18 protein-coding genes are annotated in these 19,790 nt (G+C 46.9%); 16 read left to right on the top strand and 2 right to left on the bottom strand.

Annotated elements, in window-relative coordinates:
* Nucleotides 1–7: 7 nt before the first annotated feature.
* The 8 genes from NSQ09_RS18030 (at nucleotide 8) to prpB (ending at nucleotide 8,308) form a co-directional block, all read left to right on the top strand.
* Nucleotides 8–628: an N-acetylmuramoyl-L-alanine amidase family protein gene (locus NSQ09_RS18030; protein ID WP_080031089.1), complete on the top strand. Its 621-nt coding sequence runs from the start codon at nucleotides 8–10 to the stop codon at nucleotides 626–628.
* A gap of 78 nt (nucleotides 629–706) precedes the next feature.
* Nucleotides 707–1,438: a glycerophosphodiester phosphodiesterase gene (locus NSQ09_RS18025; RefSeq protein WP_341032262.1), complete on the top strand. Its 732-nt coding sequence runs from the start codon at nucleotides 707–709 to the stop codon at nucleotides 1,436–1,438.
* 126 nt (nucleotides 1,439–1,564) lie between these two features.
* Nucleotides 1,565–2,746 (top strand): acetyl-CoA C-acetyltransferase, encoded by a 1,182-nt coding sequence (locus NSQ09_RS18020; RefSeq protein ID WP_106073553.1) that lies wholly within the window; start codon nucleotides 1,565–1,567, stop codon nucleotides 2,744–2,746.
* Between the two features lie 24 nt (nucleotides 2,747–2,770).
* The gene (locus tag NSQ09_RS18015) at nucleotides 2,771–3,634 is read left to right on the top strand and encodes a 3-hydroxybutyryl-CoA dehydrogenase (protein ID WP_270580864.1); all 864 of its coding nucleotides are present in this window, start codon (nucleotides 2,771–2,773) and stop codon (nucleotides 3,632–3,634) included.
* A 27-nt stretch (nucleotides 3,635–3,661) separates the two neighbouring features.
* Nucleotides 3,662–4,801 carry an acyl-CoA dehydrogenase gene (locus tag NSQ09_RS18010; RefSeq protein WP_128738009.1) on the top strand — a complete coding sequence of 380 codons (1,140 nt, stop codon included), beginning with the start codon at nucleotides 3,662–3,664 and terminating at the stop codon, nucleotides 4,799–4,801.
* Between the two features lie 33 nt (nucleotides 4,802–4,834).
* Nucleotides 4,835–5,953: a citrate synthase gene (gene mmgD / locus NSQ09_RS18005; protein ID WP_129137778.1), complete on the top strand. Its 1,119-nt coding sequence runs from the start codon at nucleotides 4,835–4,837 to the stop codon at nucleotides 5,951–5,953.
* Nucleotides 5,954–5,967: 14 nt separating this feature from the next.
* Nucleotides 5,968–7,386 (top strand): bifunctional 2-methylcitrate dehydratase/aconitate hydratase, encoded by a 1,419-nt coding sequence (locus tag NSQ09_RS18000; RefSeq protein ID WP_086344056.1) that lies wholly within the window; start codon nucleotides 5,968–5,970, stop codon nucleotides 7,384–7,386.
* Between the two features lie 16 nt (nucleotides 7,387–7,402).
* Nucleotides 7,403–8,308, top strand: a complete 906-nt coding sequence (gene prpB, locus NSQ09_RS17995) for a methylisocitrate lyase (protein ID WP_129137777.1) — start codon at nucleotides 7,403–7,405, stop codon at nucleotides 8,306–8,308.
* Between the two features lie 41 nt (nucleotides 8,309–8,349).
* Here the strand turns inward: prpB and NSQ09_RS17990 are convergent, their stop codons facing one another.
* A complete protein-coding gene (locus NSQ09_RS17990) occupies nucleotides 8,350–8,586 on the bottom strand; it encodes a DUF2627 domain-containing protein (RefSeq protein WP_003230304.1) in 237 nt (78 codons plus the stop codon).
* Between the two features lie 152 nt (nucleotides 8,587–8,738).
* Between NSQ09_RS17990 and NSQ09_RS17985 the strand changes: the two genes are divergently transcribed.
* The 8 genes from NSQ09_RS17985 (at nucleotide 8,739) to bfmBB (ending at nucleotide 18,843) form a co-directional block, all read left to right on the top strand.
* Nucleotides 8,739–10,817 carry a sigma-54 interaction domain-containing protein gene (locus NSQ09_RS17985; RefSeq protein WP_004398669.1) on the top strand — a complete coding sequence of 693 codons (2,079 nt, stop codon included), beginning with the start codon at nucleotides 8,739–8,741 and terminating at the stop codon, nucleotides 10,815–10,817.
* A 124-nt stretch (nucleotides 10,818–10,941) separates the two neighbouring features.
* Entirely contained in the window at nucleotides 10,942–11,841 is a 900-nt protein-coding gene (yqiS, locus tag NSQ09_RS17980; protein ID WP_129137776.1) for a phosphate butyryltransferase, read from the top strand.
* An 11-nt stretch (nucleotides 11,842–11,852) separates the two neighbouring features.
* Nucleotides 11,853–12,947, top strand: a complete 1,095-nt coding sequence (gene bcd / locus NSQ09_RS17975; protein ID WP_003230309.1) for a branched-chain amino acid dehydrogenase — start codon at nucleotides 11,853–11,855, stop codon at nucleotides 12,945–12,947.
* Between the two features lie 18 nt (nucleotides 12,948–12,965).
* Nucleotides 12,966–14,057 carry a butyrate kinase gene (gene buk, locus NSQ09_RS17970; protein WP_003230311.1) on the top strand — a complete coding sequence of 364 codons (1,092 nt, stop codon included), beginning with the start codon at nucleotides 12,966–12,968 and terminating at the stop codon, nucleotides 14,055–14,057.
* 20 nt (nucleotides 14,058–14,077) lie between these two features.
* A complete protein-coding gene (lpdA, locus tag NSQ09_RS17965) occupies nucleotides 14,078–15,502 on the top strand; it encodes a dihydrolipoyl dehydrogenase (protein ID WP_129137775.1) in 1,425 nt (474 codons plus the stop codon).
* A gap of 21 nt (nucleotides 15,503–15,523) precedes the next feature.
* Complete coding sequence (gene bfmBAA, locus NSQ09_RS17960) at nucleotides 15,524–16,516, top strand: 3-methyl-2-oxobutanoate dehydrogenase subunit alpha (RefSeq protein ID WP_004398565.1); 993 nt, start codon at nucleotides 15,524–15,526, stop codon at nucleotides 16,514–16,516.
* 13 nt (nucleotides 16,517–16,529) lie between these two features.
* On the top strand, nucleotides 16,530–17,513 hold the full coding sequence (gene bfmBAB, locus NSQ09_RS17955; protein WP_004398638.1) for a 3-methyl-2-oxobutanoate dehydrogenase subunit beta: 984 nt from the start codon (nucleotides 16,530–16,532) through the stop codon (nucleotides 17,511–17,513).
* A 22-nt stretch (nucleotides 17,514–17,535) separates the two neighbouring features.
* A complete protein-coding gene (bfmBB, locus tag NSQ09_RS17950) occupies nucleotides 17,536–18,843 on the top strand; it encodes a branched-chain alpha-keto dehydrogenase complex dihydrolipoyllysine-residue (2-methylpropanoyl)transferase (protein ID WP_341032250.1) in 1,308 nt (435 codons plus the stop codon).
* Between the two features lie 54 nt (nucleotides 18,844–18,897).
* Here bfmBB and bmrR read toward each other — a convergent pair whose 3' ends face one another.
* Complete coding sequence (bmrR, locus tag NSQ09_RS17945; protein WP_076458092.1) at nucleotides 18,898–19,734, bottom strand: multidrug efflux transcriptional regulator BmrR; 837 nt, start codon at nucleotides 19,732–19,734, stop codon at nucleotides 18,898–18,900.
* Between the last annotated feature and the right edge of the window lie 56 nt (nucleotides 19,735–19,790).

Genomic DNA, 19,790 nt, shown 5'->3' with positions numbered 1-19,790 from the left:
GAGTAAGTTGAGAATGTTATGGAGGAGCTTGGCGCTGTGCGGATTGGCTTTGACGCTCGCGCCTTGTGCACAGGCAGCAGAGCCGATAGAAGGAAAAACAGTGTATATTGATGCCGGACACGGCGGTGAAGACAGTGGAGCGGTCGGAAACGGGCTCTTTGAAAAGGATATTAATTTGGCTGTCTCAGAGCATGTGACAGACAAACTAAAAGAGGAGGGAGCCAATCCTGTTGCATCCCGGTCTGACGATCATTTTCTGACCTTGGAGGAAAGAGTGGCTAAGGCAAGTGCCAATCAGGCTGACCTTTTTGTCAGTATTCATGTGAATTCTGGGGTTGCTTCAGTTTCAGGAACAGAAACGTATTTTCAATCTGATTATGAAAGGGAGAACAGCCGGCGTCTGGCATCCGATATTCAGTCACAGCTCGTTTCTTCCTTACAAACGAGAGACAGGGCCGTGAAAGAATCAGACTTTTACGTCATTACATATTCACAAATGCCAAGTGTGTTGGCGGAGCTTGGGTTTATCACGAACAGCTCTGACGCGGACAAGCTGGGAAGTGAAGAATACCAGCAAAAGGCCGCAGATGCGATTGTCAACGGCATTGATTCTTATTATGATCAGTAGATTGATACAGCCTTAATCCTAGAGTGGAGCCGACAAAATAAGTATAATGGAGAAAACTTTAGGGTTTGAGGTGAAACGATGACAAAGATTTTTGCACACCGGGGGGCATCAGGTCAATTTCCCGAAAATACAATGCTTGCATTTGAAAAAGGAATTGAAGCCGGAGCGGATGGGATAGAGCTTGATGTACAGCTGACGAAAGACGGACGCATTGTTGTGATTCATGATGAAAGACTTAATCGCATGACATCACTTAAAGGATTCGTGAAGGATACAGCCTATGATGAGGTAAAGACTGCGAATGCGGCCGCTGGTCACGATCAAGCGTACAGCGATATAAAAGTGCCGCTGCTAGAAGATGTGCTCTCGTGGGCGGTAAAAAAGGATTTTCTCATCAACATTGAATTAAAAAACAGCGTGATCCGCTATGAGGGAATGGAAGAAAAAGTGCTGGAGGCAGTGAAGCGATTCAATGTAGAGGAAAGAGTCATCCTATCCACCTTTAATCATGACAGCTTGGCGATATGCGCCCGGCTTGCGCCGCATATCGAACGGGCAGTATTAACTTCAGATGTGCTTTATCAGGCAGATCGATATATCGCGTCTATTCCGGCTTCCGGCTATCACCCGAAGTTAAACAGCCCAGGGGTCACAGATGAAGTGCTGAAGAAAATGAGGAACGGTTTGATTAAGGTAAGGCCGTATACAGTCAATCGTCCGGAAGATATGAAGCGTCTCATTGAAGCGGGAGCAGACGGCATGTTTACCGACTTTCCAGAAAAGGCTTCGGCATTGCTGAAAAATGAATAGTTGTTAGAAGGAGGCTGTTTGACGCAGCCTTCTTTTTTCATTCATTCATGCCCGTTTCAAAGCATACATTCATAGAAGACAACTAGAAATTGTAAGCGCTGTCTATCTTCTGAATGAGGTGAAACCATGAGGAAAACAGTCATTGTAAGTGCTGCAAGAACTCCATTTGGCAAATTCGGCGGAGTATTGAAAGAGGTGAAAGCTGCTGAGCTTGGGGGCATTGTGATGAAGGAGGCGCTGCAACGGGCTGGAGTCTCTGGAGATGATGTAGAAGGAAACGTCATGGGCATGGTTGTCCAGGCCGGCTCAGGGCAGATACCTTCCCGTCAAGCTGCCCGTCTGGCGGGAATGCCTTGGAGTGTGCCGTCAGAAACACTGAATAAAGTCTGTGCTTCCGGCCTTCGCGCTGTCACTTTATGTGATCAAATGATTCGGGCGCAGGATGCGGACATACTTGTTGCGGGGGGAATGGAAAGCATGAGCAATATTCCGTATGCCGTTCCCGCCGGGCGCTGGGGAGCACGGATGGGGGACGGCGAGCTTAGGGACTTAATGGTGTATGACGGATTAACGTGCGCATTTGACGAGGTGCACATGGCTGTTCACGGAAATACAGCGGCCAAGGAATATACAATCTCACGAAGAGAGCAGGACGAATGGGCGTTGAGAAGTCATGCAAGGGCAGCTAAGGCAGCCGATGAAGGGAAGTTTCAGGATGAAATTGTTCCCGTCAACTGGATCGGCCGAAAAGGAAAACCAAACGTTGTTGATAAAGATGAAGCGATTCGCCGTGACACAAGTCTGGATCAGCTCGCGAAACTTGCTCCGATTTATGCAAGTGACGGTTCTATCACAGCCGGCAATGCTCCCGGGGTCAATGACGGAGCCGGCGCGTTCGTGCTGATGTCTGAGGAAAAAGCTGCTGAGCTTGGCAAACGGCCTCTGGCTACAATTCTTGGTTTTTCAACTACGGGAATGCCAGCGCACGAGCTGGCGGCAGCGCCGGGGTTTGCCATTAACAAGCTCCTGAAAAAGAATGGTTTAACTGTCCAAGATATTGACTTGTTTGAAGTAAATGAAGCTTTTGCTTCAGTTGTTTTGACATGTGAAAAAATCGTAGGTTTCGATCTTGAAAAAGTAAATGTGAATGGCGGTGCGATCGCGCTCGGCCACCCGATCGGCGCGAGCGGGGCGAGAATTCTCATGACGCTTGTTTATGAATTAAAGCGCCGGGGAGGGGGTCTGGGCGTTGCCGCTATTTGCAGCGGGGCAGCACAGGGAGACGCCGTCTTAGTGCAGGTTCATTAAAACATGATGAAAAAGGGGATTTGAATGGAAATCAAACAAATCATGGTAGCTGGCGCAGGTCAGATGGGAAGCGGAATTGCTCAAACAGCCGCCGGCGCGGGCTTTTATGTGCGGATGTATGATGTGAATCCAGAGGCCGCGGAGGCAGGATTGAAACGGCTGAAGAAACAGCTGGCCCGTGATGCTGAGAAAGGAAAAAGGACCGAGACGGAAGTGAAGAGCGTAATCAGCCGCATTTCGATTTCTCAAACGCTTGAGGAGGCAGAGCATGCGGACATTGTGATTGAGGCTATCGCAGAAAACATGGCGGCAAAAACTGAGATGTTTAAAACACTTGATCGCATTTGCCCGCCTCATACGATTTTGGCCAGCAATACATCTTCCTTGCCTATTACAGAAATCGCTGCTGTAACAAACCGGCCTCAACGGGTTATTGGCATGCATTTTATGAATCCCGTCCCTGTAATGAAGCTGGTTGAAGTGATTCCCGGCTTGGCTACATCAGAAGAAACGGCCTTAGATGTTATGGCATTAGCGGAAAAGATGGGGAAAACAGCGGTAGAAGTCAATGATTTTCCTGGGTTTGTTTCCAACCGTGTGCTTCTTCCAATGATTAATGAAGCCATCTATTGCGTGTATGAGGGAGTGGCGAAGCCGGAGGCAATAGACGAAGTGATGAAGCTGGGCATGAATCATCCGATGGGTCCGCTTGCATTAGCGGATTTTATCGGACTGGATACGTGTTTATCAATTATGGAAGTCCTTCACTCAGGCCTTGGCGATTCCAAATACCGTCCATGCCCGCTGCTCCGCAAGTATGTCAAAGCAGGCTGGCTTGGCAAAAAGAGCGGACGCGGTTTTTATGACTATGAGGAGAGGACTTCCTGAAGTCTATTCCATCCGGGGGTGGCCGAGTTGCATGTAACCCAAGAGCAAGTCATGATGCGAAAAATGGTGCGTGATTTTGCACGAAAAGAAATTGCTCCCGCTGCGGAAATCATGGAGAAAACGGACGAATTTCCCTTTCAGCTGATCAAAAAAATGGGTGAACACGGACTGATGGGAATACCGGTGCCGGAACAATACGGCGGTGCCGGAGCGGACGTTGTTTCTTATATTTTGGCAATTCATGAGATTTCTAGAATCAGCGCGGCTGTCGGCGTGATTCTCTCCGTTCATACCTCAGTCGGCACAAATCCGATTCTGTATTTCGGCAACGAAGAACAGAAGATGAAATATATACCAAAGCTCGCGTCAGGAGACCATTTGGGCGCATTTGCACTAACGGAGCCTCACTCGGGGTCAGATGCCGGGAGCCTCCGCACAACAGCAATCAAAAAGAACGGCAAATATCTATTAAACGGATCGAAAATATTCATAACGAATGGCGGAGCAGCTGATATCTATATCACATTTGCTTTAACAGCTCCAGATCAAGGCAGGCACGGGATTTCGGCTTTTATTGTTGAAAAAAACACACCCGGTTTTACCGTTGGAAAAAAAGAAAGAAAGCTGGGGCTTTATGGCTCCAATACTACGGAACTGATTTTTGATAATGCAGAAGTGCCTGAAGTCAATTTGCTTGGCAAAGAGGGTGATGGCTTTCACATTGCGATGGCGAATTTAAATGTCGGCCGGATCGGCATTGCGGCACAGGCCCTCGGAATTGCAGAGGCGGCTCTTGAGCATGCCGTTAATTATGCGAAGCAGCGAGTGCAATTTGGAAGGCCGATTGCAGCCAATCAAGGCATATCATTTAAGCTGGCTGACATGGCGACTAGGGCAGAGGCGGCAAGGCATCTTGTCTACCACGCCGCAGACCTTCATAACCGCGGCCTAAATTGTGGAAAAGAAGCGTCTATGGCTAAACAATTTGCTTCCGATGCAGCCGTGAAGGCAGCGTTAGACGCCGTTCAAATTTATGGAGGATATGGCTATATGAAGGATTATCCGGTTGAGCGCTTGCTTCGCGATGCAAAGGTGACGCAAATCTATGAAGGGACGAATGAGATTCAAAGACTGATTATTTCCAAGTATTTGCTTGGCGGAACCTGATAGACAAAAAACGCAAAAACGGAGGTTGAGGATATGGAGGAGAAACAGCAATATTCTCCAGGGTTGGACGGTGTGATTGCGGCAGAAACTCATATTTCTTATCTTGACACCCAGTCCAGCCAGATTTTGATACGAGGCTATGATTTAATAGAACTTTCTGAAACAAAAAGCTATCTGGAGCTTGTCCATTTATTGCTGGAGGGCAGGCTGCCAGAAGAAAGTGAAATGGAGACGCTGGAACGTAAAATAAACAGTGCCTCAAGCCTGCCTGCTGATCATCTCCGTCTGCTTGAGCTGCTCCCTGAGGGCACTCATCCAATGGATAGTCTGCGTACCGGCCTGTCGGCACTTGCTGGCTATGATCGGCAAATTGATGATCGGTCTCCTTCCGCAAACAAAGAACGCGCCTATCAGCTTCTTGGGAAAATGCCTGCCCTCACTGCTGCCAGCTACAGGATCATTAATAAAAAAGAGCCGATTCTTCCGCTTCATACCCTATCCTACAGTGCGAATTTTCTATACATGATGACAGGGAAATTGCCGTCTTCATTGGAAGAACAGATTTTTGACCGGTCGCTCGTCCTGTACAGTGAGCATGAGATGCCGAATTCAACCTTTGCGGCCAGGGTCATTGCATCTACACATTCAGATCTTTATGGGGCTTTGACTGGGGCTGTCGCTTCCCTGAAAGGGAATCTTCACGGAGGAGCAAACGAAGCTGTGATGTATTTGCTTTTGGAGGCAAAAACGACATCTGATTTTGAGCAGCTTCTGCAAACAAAACTGAAAAGAAAAGAAAAAATCATGGGCTTCGGCCACCGGGTGTATATGAAAAAAATGGACCCGAGAGCACTCATGATGAAAGAGGCGCTGCAGCAATTATGCGATAAAGCCGGTGACTATCGTTTATATGAGATGTGTGAAGCGGGTGAGCGGCTGATGGAGAAGGAAAAAGGGCTTTACCCGAATTTGGATTACTATGCTGCCCCGGTGTATTGGATGCTCGGCATACCGATTCCTTTATATACGCCGGTCTTTTTCAGCGCGAGAACGTCCGGTTTATGCGCCCATGTGATCGAACAGCATGCCAATAATCGGCTCTTCCGTCCCCGTGTCAGTTACATGGGCCCGCGATATCAAACAAAACCATGAAAGGAACTGGTAGAATGCCGAAAACGGATCGTGTTATCGAAGAAATCACAGACTATGTGCTTGAAAAAGAGATTACAAGTGCCGAAGCGTATACAACAGCGGGGCATGTATTGCTGGATACCCTGGGCTGCGGGATCTTGGCGCTACGGTATCCGGAATGCACAAAGCTTCTTGGCCCGATTGTTCCAGGAACGACTGTGCCGAATGGAAGCAAAGTGCCGGGAACGTCATATGTTCTCGATCCTGTGAGGGCAGCGTTTAATATCGGCTGCATGATTCGCTGGCTCGATTACAACGATACGTGGCTGGCGGCGGAGTGGGGGCATCCATCCGATAACTTGGGAGGGATCCTTGCCGCTGCTGATTATGTATCAAGAGTGAGGCTGTCTGAAGGAAAAGAGCCGTTAACAGTACGTGACGTACTTGAGATGATGATCAAAGCACACGAGATTCAAGGTGTGCTGGCGTTAGAAAACAGCTTAAATCGAGTTGGCCTTGACCATGTGCTGTTTGTCAAAGTTGCGACAACTGCTGTTGCGGCAAAGCTTTTGGGCGGCGGAAGAGAAGAAATCAAAAATGCGCTTTCGAATGCATGGATTGACAATGCAGCATTGAGGACATACCGCCATTCACCGAATACAGGCTCGCGTAAATCATGGGCGGCAGGAGATGCAACGAGCAGAGGTGTTCATTTGGCGCTGATGTCGTTAAAAGGGGAAATGGGTTATCCGACAGCCCTGAGTGCACCGGGTTGGGGGTTCCAAGACGTTTTATTCAATAAGAAAGAGATCGAGCTTGCCCGTCCGCTCGACGCTTATGTCATGGAAAATGTGTTATTTAAAGTGTCTTATCCTGCGGAATTTCACGCCCAGACAGCGGCGGAGTGCGCCGTCATTCTTCACCCGCAGGTAAAGAACCGGATTGATGAGATTGACCGAGTTGTCATCAGAACGCATGAATCCGCTATCCGAATCATTGATAAAAAAGGCCCGCTCCATAATCCGGCAGACCGTGATCACTGTCTCCAATACATTACAGCAATCGGTTTGCTTTTTGGTGATATCACCGCACAGCATTATGAAGCTGAAACAGCGAGTGATCCGAGAATAGATAAACTTCGTGATAAAATGGAAGTGACTGAAAATAAAACATATACCGAGGATTATTTGAAACCTGATAAACGTTCCATCTCAAATGCCGTTCAGGTTCATTTTAAAGACGGAACGAGCACGGAAATGGTGGAATGTGAGTTTCCCCTCGGCCATCGTTTTCGAAGAGAGGAAGCAGTGCCGAAACTGTTGGAAAAGTTTTCTGACAATCTCAAAACCCATTTTCCTGATAAACAGCACAAACACATTTATGAGCGCTGTACCAGCTATGAGACATTACAAACGATGCGCGTAAATGAATTCGTAGACATGTTCTGCATGTAAAAGGGGGATTTGTTTCATGTCGTGGATCGTCAATAAGCAATCGTCACAAGAGGAGCTTGCCGGGCGTTTCCGCAAGCTGATGTCAGCACCGGACATTCTTCAAATTCCCGGCGCCCATGACGGGATGGCCGCTTTGCTTGCGAAAGAAGCCGGTTTTTCTGCTATTTATTTGTCCGGTGCTGCCTATACAGCCAGCAGGGGGCTGCCTGATTTAGGGATCATCACATCGGCAGAGATAGCTGAACGGGCCAAAGATCTTGTGCGTGCAGCTGATCTGCCTTTGCTTGTGGATATCGATACGGGATTTGGCGGTGTCTTAAATGCCGCCCGAACAGCCCGGGAGATGCTTGAAGCCAGGGTAGCAGCCGTTCAAATAGAAGACCAGCAGCTCCCAAAAAAATGCGGACATTTAAATGGCAAACAGCTAGTTCCGATCAAGGAAATGGCGCAAAAAATAAAAGCCATTAAACAAGCGGCTCCCTCCCTTATTGTTGTTGCCCGTTCTGATGCCAGGGCGCAGGAAGGGCTTGATGCCGCAATAAAACGTTCAGAGGCTTACATTGAGGCGGGGGCGGACGCAATTTTCCCGGAAGCGCTACAGGCGGAGAATGAATTCCGCCAGTTTGCTGAGCGTATCTCCGTTCCGCTCCTTGCGAATATGACTGAATTTGGGAAAACGCCATATTATCGTGCCGATGAATTCGAAGATATGGGGTTTCACATGGTGATATATCCTGTCACCTCGCTTCGAGCGGCGGCAAAAGCTTATGAGCGGATGTTTGGTTTGATAAAGGAGCACGGCTCACAAAAAGAAGGAATTCATGATATGCAGACACGAAAAGAACTGTACGATACGATTTCTTATTATGACTATGAAGCGTTAGACAAAACGATTGCCAAGACCGTTTTGCCTGACGAATAATGCAACAAAAAAAGCCGGAGCATTCTCCGGCTTTTTTGCAGCTATCGTTTTCTGAATCGCGGGCTGACTTGATTGCGTTTTCTGTCTCTGTATAAAATGAACCCGGCCAGCACATAGAGGCCGATCGCAAAAAAGATGAATCCTGACAACCCTTGGAGCCAAAGAGCTGAAAATGGCTTGATTGTATGACCGAAAAGTGTATCTCTCATCAGTTTAATGCCTAAAGCAGAAATAGCCCCGGGGATGACTAATATTAAAAGCGCAAGAAGTCGGCTCATCTTCAGAAAACCCCTTTATCTTTTCATTTCCTTTATTGTCCAGCGGAAAAAATATTTTGTCAAGAGAAGAAAACGTGGTAACATAGGGTTGTGCAAATTATTGCAACGGAATAAATAGGTATGCAAATTTTTTCATACAAAGGGGTATCGGGATGCAAAAGGTACTGATAGTAGGTGCCGGCAAAAGGGGAACGGCGTTATTACATATTCTGATTAAAACAGCCATCATAGATATCATTGCCGTAGTTGACAAAGACCCCGAGGCGCCGGGATTGAAAGAAGCAGAACAGTATGGGATTGCCGTTTCATCTGATTGGAAACCTTACATACAACAAAAACCGGATATCGTCATTCATACTACCGGCGATCAAGCCGTGTTTGACGAGCTCCTTCAAAGAAAGCATGAAGATACCATTGTCATGCCGGGAAAAATGGCATACATCGTTTTTCAGCTGATGGAAGAAAAGCAGCACCTGATTCAAATGCTAAAAGAGCAAACCTATAAATATGACAGAATTTTCAATTCGACCCATGATGGAATGATTTTTATTGATATCAATGAAGAAATCATTCTCTTTAACCATATGGCCGAAAAAATGGTTGGGAAAAAACGTGAGGAAGTCATTGGGCGCCCAATAAAAGAAGTGATTCCGAGCACTAAGATGCCGCGGATTTTAAAAACAAGAGTGCCTGAATACAACCAGAAGCAGCTGTTAGGCGATCATTTGCAAATTGTGACCACAAGGCTGCCGATTATTGATGAAGGCGGACGTCTGCTCGGGGCTCTTTGTGTGTTTAAAGATATCACTGATGCGGTCGAGCTGGCAGAGGAAGTGACCAACTTAAAGCAGGTCCGTACGATGCTGGAGGCAATTATTCAATCCTCCGATGAGGCGATTTCTGTCGTTGATGAAAACGGCATCGGCCTGCTAATCAATAAAGCGTATACGAAAATGACGGGGCTTTCTGAAAAAGAAGTCATCGGCAAGCCTGCAAACACTGATATTTCCGAAGGCGAAAGCATGCATTTAAAGGTGCTTGAAACAAGACGTCCTGTTCGCGGTGTCAGAATGAAGGTCGGCCCGAATGAAAAAGAGGTCATCGTTAATGTAGCACCGGTGATTGTGGACGGGATTTTGAAAGGCAGCGTCGGCGTGATTCACGATGTTTCCGAAATTAAAATGCTGACAGCGGAGCTTAATCGCGCCAGACAAATTATTCGCACGCTTGAAGCGAAATACACGTTTGACGACATTATCGGCAAAAGCGAGCAAATGCTGGTTGCGCTTGAGCAGGCGAAGCTCGGTGCGAAAACACCGGCAACCATCTTGCTGCGCGGGGAATCAGGAACAGGAAAAGAACTGTTCGCCCATGCCATCCATAACGAAAGTGACCGGAAATACAATAAATTTATTCGCGTGAATTGTGCAGCCCTTTCTGAAAACCTGCTCGAATCAGAATTGTTCGGCTATGAGGATGGCGCGTTTTCAGGAGCGAAGCGCGGCGGTAAAAAGGGTTTATTTGAGGAAGCAAATAACGGCAGTATTTTCTTAGATGAAATCGGTGAGCTGACACAAAATATGCAGGCCAAATTGCTACGCGTCCTTCAAGAAAAGGAAATCGTCAGAGTGGGCGGCACGAAAGCGATCCCTGTCAACGTCAGAGTGATCGCGGCGACAAATGTAAATATTGAAAAGGCGATGGCGGACGGAACGTTCCGGGAAGACCTGTATTACCGGATCAACCGCTATCCGATCTCCATCCCGCCTTTGCGTCAGCGGTTGGAGGACATTGAAGCACTGAGCGTCAGACTTATCCAAAAGATCAACCGGGATTACGGCAGGAATGTAAAAGGGCTCTCACAGCAAGCCTTGCGCGCCTTATCTGCCTACCATTGGCCTGGGAATGTCCGGGAGCTTGAAAATGTCCTTGGACGAGCCATGATTTTTCTGAATCCGCATATGGAATGGATTGAAAAAGATCACTTGCCTGTATTCGAACTTGAGCAAAAAGAAAATGACACAGATCAGGGAACAGGTTTTGATTTTCCGGATATTGAAGGCGAAAAGCTGTCTGTCGCAGTAGAAAAATTTGAAGCACATTTGATCCAGCAAACGCTTGAAAAGCATCATTTTAACCGGACAAAAACAGCAAAAGCTCTCGGTGTCAGCATTCGGAACTTATATTACAAAATGGATAAATATGGCCTTGCAAATGAAGGCATGCAATAATTTGCAGAATAAACGCAAACGTCTGCACGAATGTTTCGATATATCTGGTATGACAGCACCCTTAAGAGCTGGCATGGAACTTGCATAATAAAAGGCGGAGTCGAAACAAGAAAGGTGGTAACAGATGAAGCTGAAAGATTTAATCGGCAAAGCGTCGATACACAAAAATAAGACCATTGCGGTAGCTCATGCTGAGGATGAGGAAGTGATCCGGGCTGTAAAGCTGGCAGCCGAGCACCTATCTGCCCGTTTCTTGTTAACGGGCGACAGCACAAAACTGAACGAGCTGACATCATCCATGCAAGGGCATCAAGTGGAAATCGTCCATGCCGATACTCCTGAGGAATCGGCGAAATTAGCGGTTCGTGCTGTGCATCATAAAACAGCGGACGTTTTAATGAAAGGCAATGTGCCGACTTCTGTTTTGCTTAAAGCAGTATTGAACAGACAGGAGGGACTTCGGTCAGCAAGTGTCCTTTCCCACGTGGCTGTCTTCGATATACCGGATTTTGACCGGCTGATGTTTGTGACAGATTCGGCAATGAATATTGCTCCTTCGCTGGAAGAGCTTCGGCAGATTTTGCAAAATGCCGTTCATGTGGCCCATGCAGTGGGGAACAATATGCCAAAAGCAGCTGCTCTTGCAGCGGTCGAAACGGTGAACCCTAAAATGGAAGCGACCGTGAATGCAGCTGCTCTAGCTCAAATGTACAAAAGGGGCCAGATCAAAGGCTGCATTGTTGATGGACCGCTTGCTTTGGATAACGCAGTTTCTCAAATTGCCGCGGCCCAGAAAAAAATTTCGGGAGACGTAGCGGGCAACGCAGATATCCTTCTCGTCCCAACAATTGAGGCCGGCAATATTTTATACAAATCTCTGATTTATTTTGCCAAGGCCAGCGTGGCGGCTGTCATTACAGGAGCCAAAGCACCGATTGCCTTAACAAGCAGAGCGGACTCTGCTGAAAATAAAATGTATTCCATTGCGCTGGCAATATGCGCATCTGAAGAATACACACATTAGGAGGAACGAACATGGAACTTTTTAAATATATGGAGAAATACGATTACGAACAATTGGTATTCTGCCAGGATGAACAATCTGGATTAAAAGCGATTATCGCGATTCATGATACAACGCTTGGTCCGGCGCTTGGCGGAACGAGAATGTGGACATATGAAAATGAAGAAGCGGCAATTGAAGATGCGCTCAGATTGGCTAGAGGCATGACCTATAAGAACGCGGCGGCAGGCTTAAACCTTGGCGGCGGAAAAACAGTCATTATCGGCGATCCGCGCAAAGACAAAAATGAAGAAATGTTCCGCGCGTTTGGCCGCTATATTCAAGGGCTGAATGGCAGATACATCACGGCTGAAGATGTGGGCACAACGGTCGAGGATATGGATATCATTCATGATGAGACAGACTACGTCACAGGGATTTCTCCTGCGTTCGGCTCTTCTGGAAATCCTTCCCCAGTCACAGCATACGGGGTGTATAGAGGAATGAAGGCAGCAGCTAAAGCTGCTTTCGGAACCGACTCTCTTGAAGGAAAAACCATTGCTGTACAGGGTGTTGGGAACGTAGCCTATAACCTTTGCCGCCACCTGCATGAAGAAGGAGCAAACTTAATCGTTACGGATATCAACAAACAATCTGTACAGCGTGCAGTTGAAGATTTTGGCGCCCGTGCGGTAGATCCTGATGACATTTATTCACAAGACTGCGATATTTATGCGCCGTGTGCCCTTGGTGCGACTATTAACGACGACACCATTAAACAGCTGAAGGCGAAAGTGATCGCAGGTGCGGCTAACAACCAATTAAAAGAGACACGCCATGGTGATCAAATTCACGAAATGGGCATTGTTTATGCACCGGATTACGTGATTAACGCGGGCGGTGTTATCAACGTGGCAGATGAGCTTTACGGCTATAATGCAGAACGTGCATTGAAAAAAGTTGAAGGCATTTACGGTAATATCGAGCGTGTACTTGAGATTTCTCAGCGTGACGGCATTCCTGCATATTTAGCGGCTGACCGCTTAGCAGAGGAACGGATTGAACGCATGCGCCGCTCAAGAAGCCAGTTTTTGCAAAACGGCCACAGTGTATTAAGCAGACGTTAAGAAATTGATCTGGAGGTTATGAAAGTGCTACATGACGAAAAACGCATTCTCACAATTAATCCAGGCTCAACTTCAACGAAAATCGGTGTTTTTCATAACGAAAGAAGCATTTTTGAAAAAACATTGAGACACAACATAGAAGAGCTGCAGCGATTTGACCGAATTATTGATCAGTATGAATTTCGTAAAAACCATATTCTCGAAACGCTTCATGAACAGGGAATCAATATTTCAAAGTTTGATGCAGTCTGCGCAAGAGGCGGCCTTCTCCGGCCAATTGAAGGCGGGACCTACGTAGTGAATGATGAGATGATTGAGGATTTGAAAAGCGGCTACGCCGGTCAGCATGCTTCTAATCTCGGCGGCATTATCGCGCGGGAAATCGCTGACGGCCTGAATATCCCTTCGTATATCGTCGACCCTGTTGTCGTAGACGAAATGTCAGTGCTTGCGAAAGTTTCAGGCATGCCTGAAATTGAACGTAAAAGCATTTTCCATGCGTTAAACCAAAAAGCTGTCGCTCGTAAAGCGGCAGCCTCCCTTGGCAAACGATATGAGAACATGAAAATGATTATTACCCATATGGGCGGAGGTATTACAATTGGCGTCCATGACCGCGGGCGAGTGGTAGATGTCAATAACGGCCTGCACGGCGAGGGACCATTCAGTCCTGAACGAGCAGGAACAGTGCCTGCGGGAGATCTTGTTGATCTATGTTTTTCAGGGGAATATACAAAAGAAGAAATCATGAAAAAGCTTGTTGGCACCGGCGGACTTTTAGGCTATCTCGGTACAAATGATGCAGTAAAAGTGGAACAGATGATTCAAGGGGGCGATGAAAAAGCCCGCTTCATTTATGATGCCATGGCATATCAGGTAGCAAAGGAAATCGGGGCAGCCAGCGCGGCGTTAAAAGGCGAAGTTGAAGCGATTGTGCTGACGGGAGGCCTTGCGTACGGAAAAAGTTTTGTTTCTGCTATCAGATCATACATAGATTGGATTTCAGACGTTTTAGTCTATCCGGGTGAAAATGAACTGCAGTCTCTTGCCCAAGGGGCGCTCAGAGTATTGCAGGGCGAAGAGCAATCCAAACAATATCGTATTGAATAGACAGACAGGAGTGAGTCACCATGGCAACTGAGTATGACGTAGTCATTCTGGGCGGCGGTACCGGCGGTTATGTTGCGGCCATCAGAGCCGCTCAGCTCGGCTTAAAAACAGCCGTTGTGGAAAAGGAAAAACTCGGGGGAACATGTCTGCATAAAGGCTGTATCCCGAGTAAAGCGCTTCTTAGAAGTGCAGAGGTATACCGGACAGCTCGTGAAGCCGATCAATTCGGGGTGGAAACGGCTGGCGTGTCCCTCAACTTTGAAAAAGTGCAGCAGCGTAAGCAAGCCGTTGTTGATAAGCTTGCAGCGGGTGTAAATCATTTAATGAAAAAAGGAAAAATTGACGTTTACACAGGATATGGACGTATCCTTGGACCGTCAATCTTCTCTCCGCTGCCGGGCACAATTTCTGTTGAGCGGGGAAATGGTGAAGAAAATGACATGCTGATCCCGAAACAAGTGATCATTGCAACAGGATCAAGACCGAGAATGCTTCCGGGTCTTGAAGCGGACGGTAAGTCTGTACTGACTTCAGATGAGGCGCTCCAAATGGAGGAGCTGCCACAGTCAATCATCATTGTCGGCGGAGGGGTTATCGGTATCGAATGGGCGTCTATGCTTCATGATTTTGGTGTGAAGGTAACGGTTATTGAATACGCGGATCGCATATTGCCGACTGAAGATCTAGAGATTTCAAAAGAAATGGAAAGTCTTCTTAAGAAAAAAGGCATCCAGTTCATAACAGGGGCAAAAGTGCTGCCTGACACAATGACAAAAACATCAGACGATATCAGCATACAAGCGGAAAAAGACGGAGAAACCGTTACCTACTCTGCTGAGAAAATGCTTGTTTCCATCGGCAGACAGGCAAATATCGAAGGCATTGGCCTAGAGAACACCGATATTGTTACTGAAAATGGCATGATTTCAGTCAATGAAAGCTGCCAGACGAAGGAATCTCATATTTATGCAATTGGAGACGTAATCGGTGGCCTGCAGTTAGCTCACGTTGCTTCACATGAGGGAATTATTGCTGTTGAGCATTTTGCAGGTCTCAATCCGCATCCGCTTGATCCGACGCTTGTGCCGAAGTGCATTTACTCAAGCCCTGAAGCTGCCAGTGTCGGCTTAACCGAAGACGAAGCAAAGGCGAACGGGCATAATGTCAAAATCGGCAAGTTCCCATTTATGGCGATTGGAAAAGCGCTTGTATACGGTGAAAGCGACGGTTTTGTCAAAATCGTGGCGGACCGAGATACAGATGATATTCTCGGCGTTCATATGATCGGCCCGCATGTCACCGACATGATTTCTGAAGCGGGTCTTGCCAAAGTGCTGGACGCAACGCCGTGGGAGATCGGGCAAACGATTCACCCGCATCCAACGCTTTCTGAAGCAATTGGAGAAGCAGCGCTTGCCGTAGATGGCAAAGCCATTCATTTTTAAAAGCATAAAGGAGGGGCTTGAATGAGTACAAACCGACATCAAGCACTAGGGCTGACTGATCAGGAAGCCGTTGATATGTATAGAACCATGCTGTTAGCAAGAAAAATCGATGAAAGAATGTGGCTCTTAAACCGTTCTGGCAAAATTCCATTTGTAATCTCTTGTCAAGGACAGGAAGCAGCACAGGTAGGAGCGGCTTTCGCACTTGACCGTGAAATGGATTATGTATTGCCGTACTACAGAGACATGGGTGTCGTGCTCGCGTTTGGCATGACAGCAAAGGACTTAATGATGTCCGGGTTTGCAAAAGCAGCAGATCCGAACTCAGGAGGCCGCCAGATGCCAGGACATTTCGGACAAAAGAAAAACCGCATTGTGACGGGATCATCTCCGGTTACAACGCAAGTGCCTCACGCAGTCGGTATTGCGCTTGCGGGACGTATGGAGAAAAAGGATATCGCAGCCTTTGTTACATTCGGGGAAGGGTCTTCAAACCAAGGCGATTTCCATGAAGGGGCAAACTTTGCCGCTGTCCATAAGCTGCCGGTTATTTTTATGTGTGAAAACAACAAATACGCAATCTCAGTGCCTTACGATAAGCAAGTCGCATGTGAGAACATTTCCGACCGTGCCATAGGCTATGGGATGCCTGGCGTAACTGTGAATGGAAATGATCCGCTGGAAGTTTATCAAGCGGTTAAAGAAGCACGCGAAAGGGCACGCAGAGGAGAAGGCCCGACATTAATTGAAACGATTTCTTACCGCCTTACACCACATTCCAGTGATGACGATGACAGCAGCTACAGAGGCCGTGAAGAAGTAGAGGAAGCGAAAAAAAGTGATCCCCTGCTTACTTATCAAGCTTACTTAAAGGAAACAGGCCTGTTGTCCGATGAGATAGAACAAACCATGCTGGATGAAATTATGGCAATCGTAAATGAAGCGACGGATGAAGCGGAGAACGCCCCATATGCAGCTCCTGAGTCAGCGCTTGATTATGTGTATGCGAAGTAGGGAGGAAGAACAAATGTCAGTAATGTCATATATTGATGCAATCAATTTGGCGATGAAAGAAGAAATGGAACGAGATTCTCGCGTTTTCGTCCTTGGGGAAGATGTAGGAAGAAAAGGCGGTGTGTTTAAAGCGACAGCCGGACTCTATGAACAATTTGGGGAAGAGCGCGTTATGGATACGCCGCTTGCTGAATCTGCGATCGCAGGAGTCGGTATCGGAGCGGCAATGTACGGAATGAGACCGATTGCTGAAATGCAGTTTGCTGATTTCATTATGCCGGCAGTCAACCAAATTATTTCTGAAGCGGCTAAAATCCGCTACCGCAGCAACAATGACTGGAGCTGTCCGATTGTCGTCAGAGCGCCATACGGCGGAGGCGTGCACGGAGCCCTGTATCATTCTCAATCAGTCGAAGCAATTTTCGCCAACCAGCCCGGACTGAAAATTGTCATGCCATCAACACCATATGACGCGAAAGGGCTCTTAAAAGCCGCAGTTCGTGACGAAGACCCCGTGCTGTTTTTTGAGCACAAGCGCGCATACCGTCTGATAAAGGGAGAGGTTCCGGCTGATGATTATGTCCTGCCAATCGGCAAGGCGGACGTAAAAAGGGAAGGCGACGACATCACAGTGATCACATACGGTCTGTGTGTCCACTTCGCCTTACAAGCTGCAGAACGTCTCGAAAAAGATGGCATTTCAGCGCATGTGGTGGATTTAAGAACAGTTTACCCGCTTGATAAAGAAGCCATCATCGAAGCTGCGTCCAAAACTGGAAAGGTTCTTTTGGTCACAGAAGATACAAAAGAAGGCAGCATCATGAGCGAAGTAGCCGCAATTATATCCGAGCATTGTCTGTTCGACTTAGACGCGCCGATCAAACGGCTTGCAGGTCCTGATATTCCGGCTATGCCTTATGCGCCGACAATGGAAAAATACTTTATGGTCAATCCTGATAAAGTGGAAGCGGCGATGAGAGAATTAGCGGAGTTTTAAAGACGTAAGGGAGGATACAATCATGGCAATTGAACAAATGACGATGCCGCAGCTTGGAGAAAGCGTAACAGAGGGGACGATCAGCAAATGGCTTGTCGTCCCCGGTGATAAAGTGAACAAATACGATCCAATCGCGGAAGTCATGACAGATAAGGTAAATGCAGAGGTTCCGTCTTCTTTTACTGGTACGATAACAGAGCTTGTGGGAGAAGAAGGCCAAACCCTGCAAGTCGGAGAAGTGATTTGCAAAATTGAAACAGAAGGCGCGAATCCGGCTGAACAAAATCAAGAACAGCCAGCTGCATCAAAAGCCGCTGAGACGCCTGCTGCAAAAAGTGCCGAAGCCGCTGAGACGCCTGCTGCAAAAAGTGCCGAAGCCGCTGATCAGCCCAATAAAAAGCGCTACTCGCCAGCTGTACTCCGTTTGGCCGGAGAGCACGGCATAGATCTAGAACAAGTAACAGGAACAGGTGCCGGCGGGCGCATCACACGAAAAGATATTCAGCGCTTAATTGAAACAGGCGGCGTGCAAGAACAGAATCCTGAGGAGCCGAAAACAGCAGCTCCTGCACCGAAGTCTGCATCAAAACCTGAGCCAAAAGAAGAGACGTCATATCCTGCGTCTGCAGCCGGTGATAAAGAAATCCCTGTCACAGGTGTAAGAAAAGCAATTGCTTCCAATATGAAGCGAAGCAAAACAGAAATTCCGCATGCTTGGACGATGATGGAAGTCGACGTCACAAATATGGTTGCATATCGCAACAGTATAAAAGATTCCTTTAAGAAGACAGAAGGCTTTAATTTAACGTTCTTCGCCTTTTTTGTAAAAGCGGTCGCTCAGGCGTTAAAAGAATTCCCGCAAATGAATAGCATGTGGGCGGGGGACAAAATTATTCAGAAAAAGGATATCAATATTTCAATTGCAGTTGCCACAGAGGATTCTTTATTTGTTCCGGTGATTAAAAACGCTGATGAAAAAACAATTAAAGGCATTGCGAAAGACATTACCGGCCTAGCTAAAAAAGTAAGAGACGGAAAACTCACTGCAGATGACATGCAGGGAGGCACGTTTACCGTCAACAACACAGGTTCGTTCGGGTCTGTTCAGTCGATGGGCATTATCAACTACCCTCAGGCTGCGATTCTTCAAGTAGAATCCATCGTCAAACGCCCGGTTGTCATGGAGAATGGCATGATTGCTGTCAGAGACATGGTTAATCTGTGTCTGTCCTTAGATCACAGAGTGCTTGACGGTCTCGTGTGCGGACGATTCCTCGGACGAGTGAAACAAATTTTAGAATCGATTGACGAGAAGACATCTGTTTACTAAATAAGAAAAAAGAGCATTTTTTGAAGTTTTGTTTCAAAAAATGCTCTTTTTCTATTATTCAGCGATTCGTATTTTCATTTCGACACGATATTCTTCTTGTTTTTTCGGGGAGTAATGAATCGGTATGATTAACTCGTATACATCACTGACAACTGTTAATTGGCGGTCTGCGATATACTTGATAAGCTTCTGTAAGTTGAGAAAATAATGTTCAGGCGAAAAATTATACGCGATACACGCATACCTCCCTTTAGGGATCGTTGTGATTTCCATATCCGGCGTAATTGATGAAATCTGTTTATTCGTCAATACAGGCGTGAAAATATGACGGTAAGTCATTTCATCAATGCTGGTGTAGGGCTGAAAAGAGAAAGTAGCGCCGTAGCTATTGTTCGTAAATCCATCTGCTGACTCGATAAATTTTTTTAATTTGCTGTAGGAGGCGTTGAGCACGTTTTCAGGCCCGATTCCTTCTGCCTCTGTCTGAATGATCCGTATTTCTTCTTCATCTAAAACAAACACCTCACCGAGCGCGGGATATTCCATCTGCCGTTTCATCCGCTTTTTCACCAATGAAATGGTTTGCTCCAGGGCTGATAAAAAGTCTAATTTCTCCCTGATTTGCCTCTCCTGCTCTGTATAAAAAGTAAACAGTTCTTCCATCTCTAAGTCCTGTGCTTTTTTCATCTCTTCTAAAGGTGTGCCGATATATTTCAATGATTTGATCAAATCCAGATGAATGAGCTGAGAATCTGTATAATAGCGGTAGCTGGTATCCGGGTCGACGTAGGCTGGTTTAAATAAATCAATTTTATCGTAATAACGGAGCGCTTTTATCGACACGTTTGCCAGTTTTGATACTTCCCCAATTGAGTAATACGATTCCTTCATGCCATCACTCCTTCTATCATCAGTATAAAGAAGAAGCGCATTCTTTGCAGTACACA

Origin of the sequence: Bacillus sp. FSL W8-1202, from assembly GCF_038006165.1 — a bacterium.
GTDB classification, from domain to species: Bacteria; Bacillota; Bacilli; order Bacillales; family Bacillaceae; genus Bacillus; species Bacillus subtilis.
The sequence above is the reverse complement of the archived record's forward strand: the minus strand, read 5'-3'. Positions and strand labels throughout refer to the sequence as shown.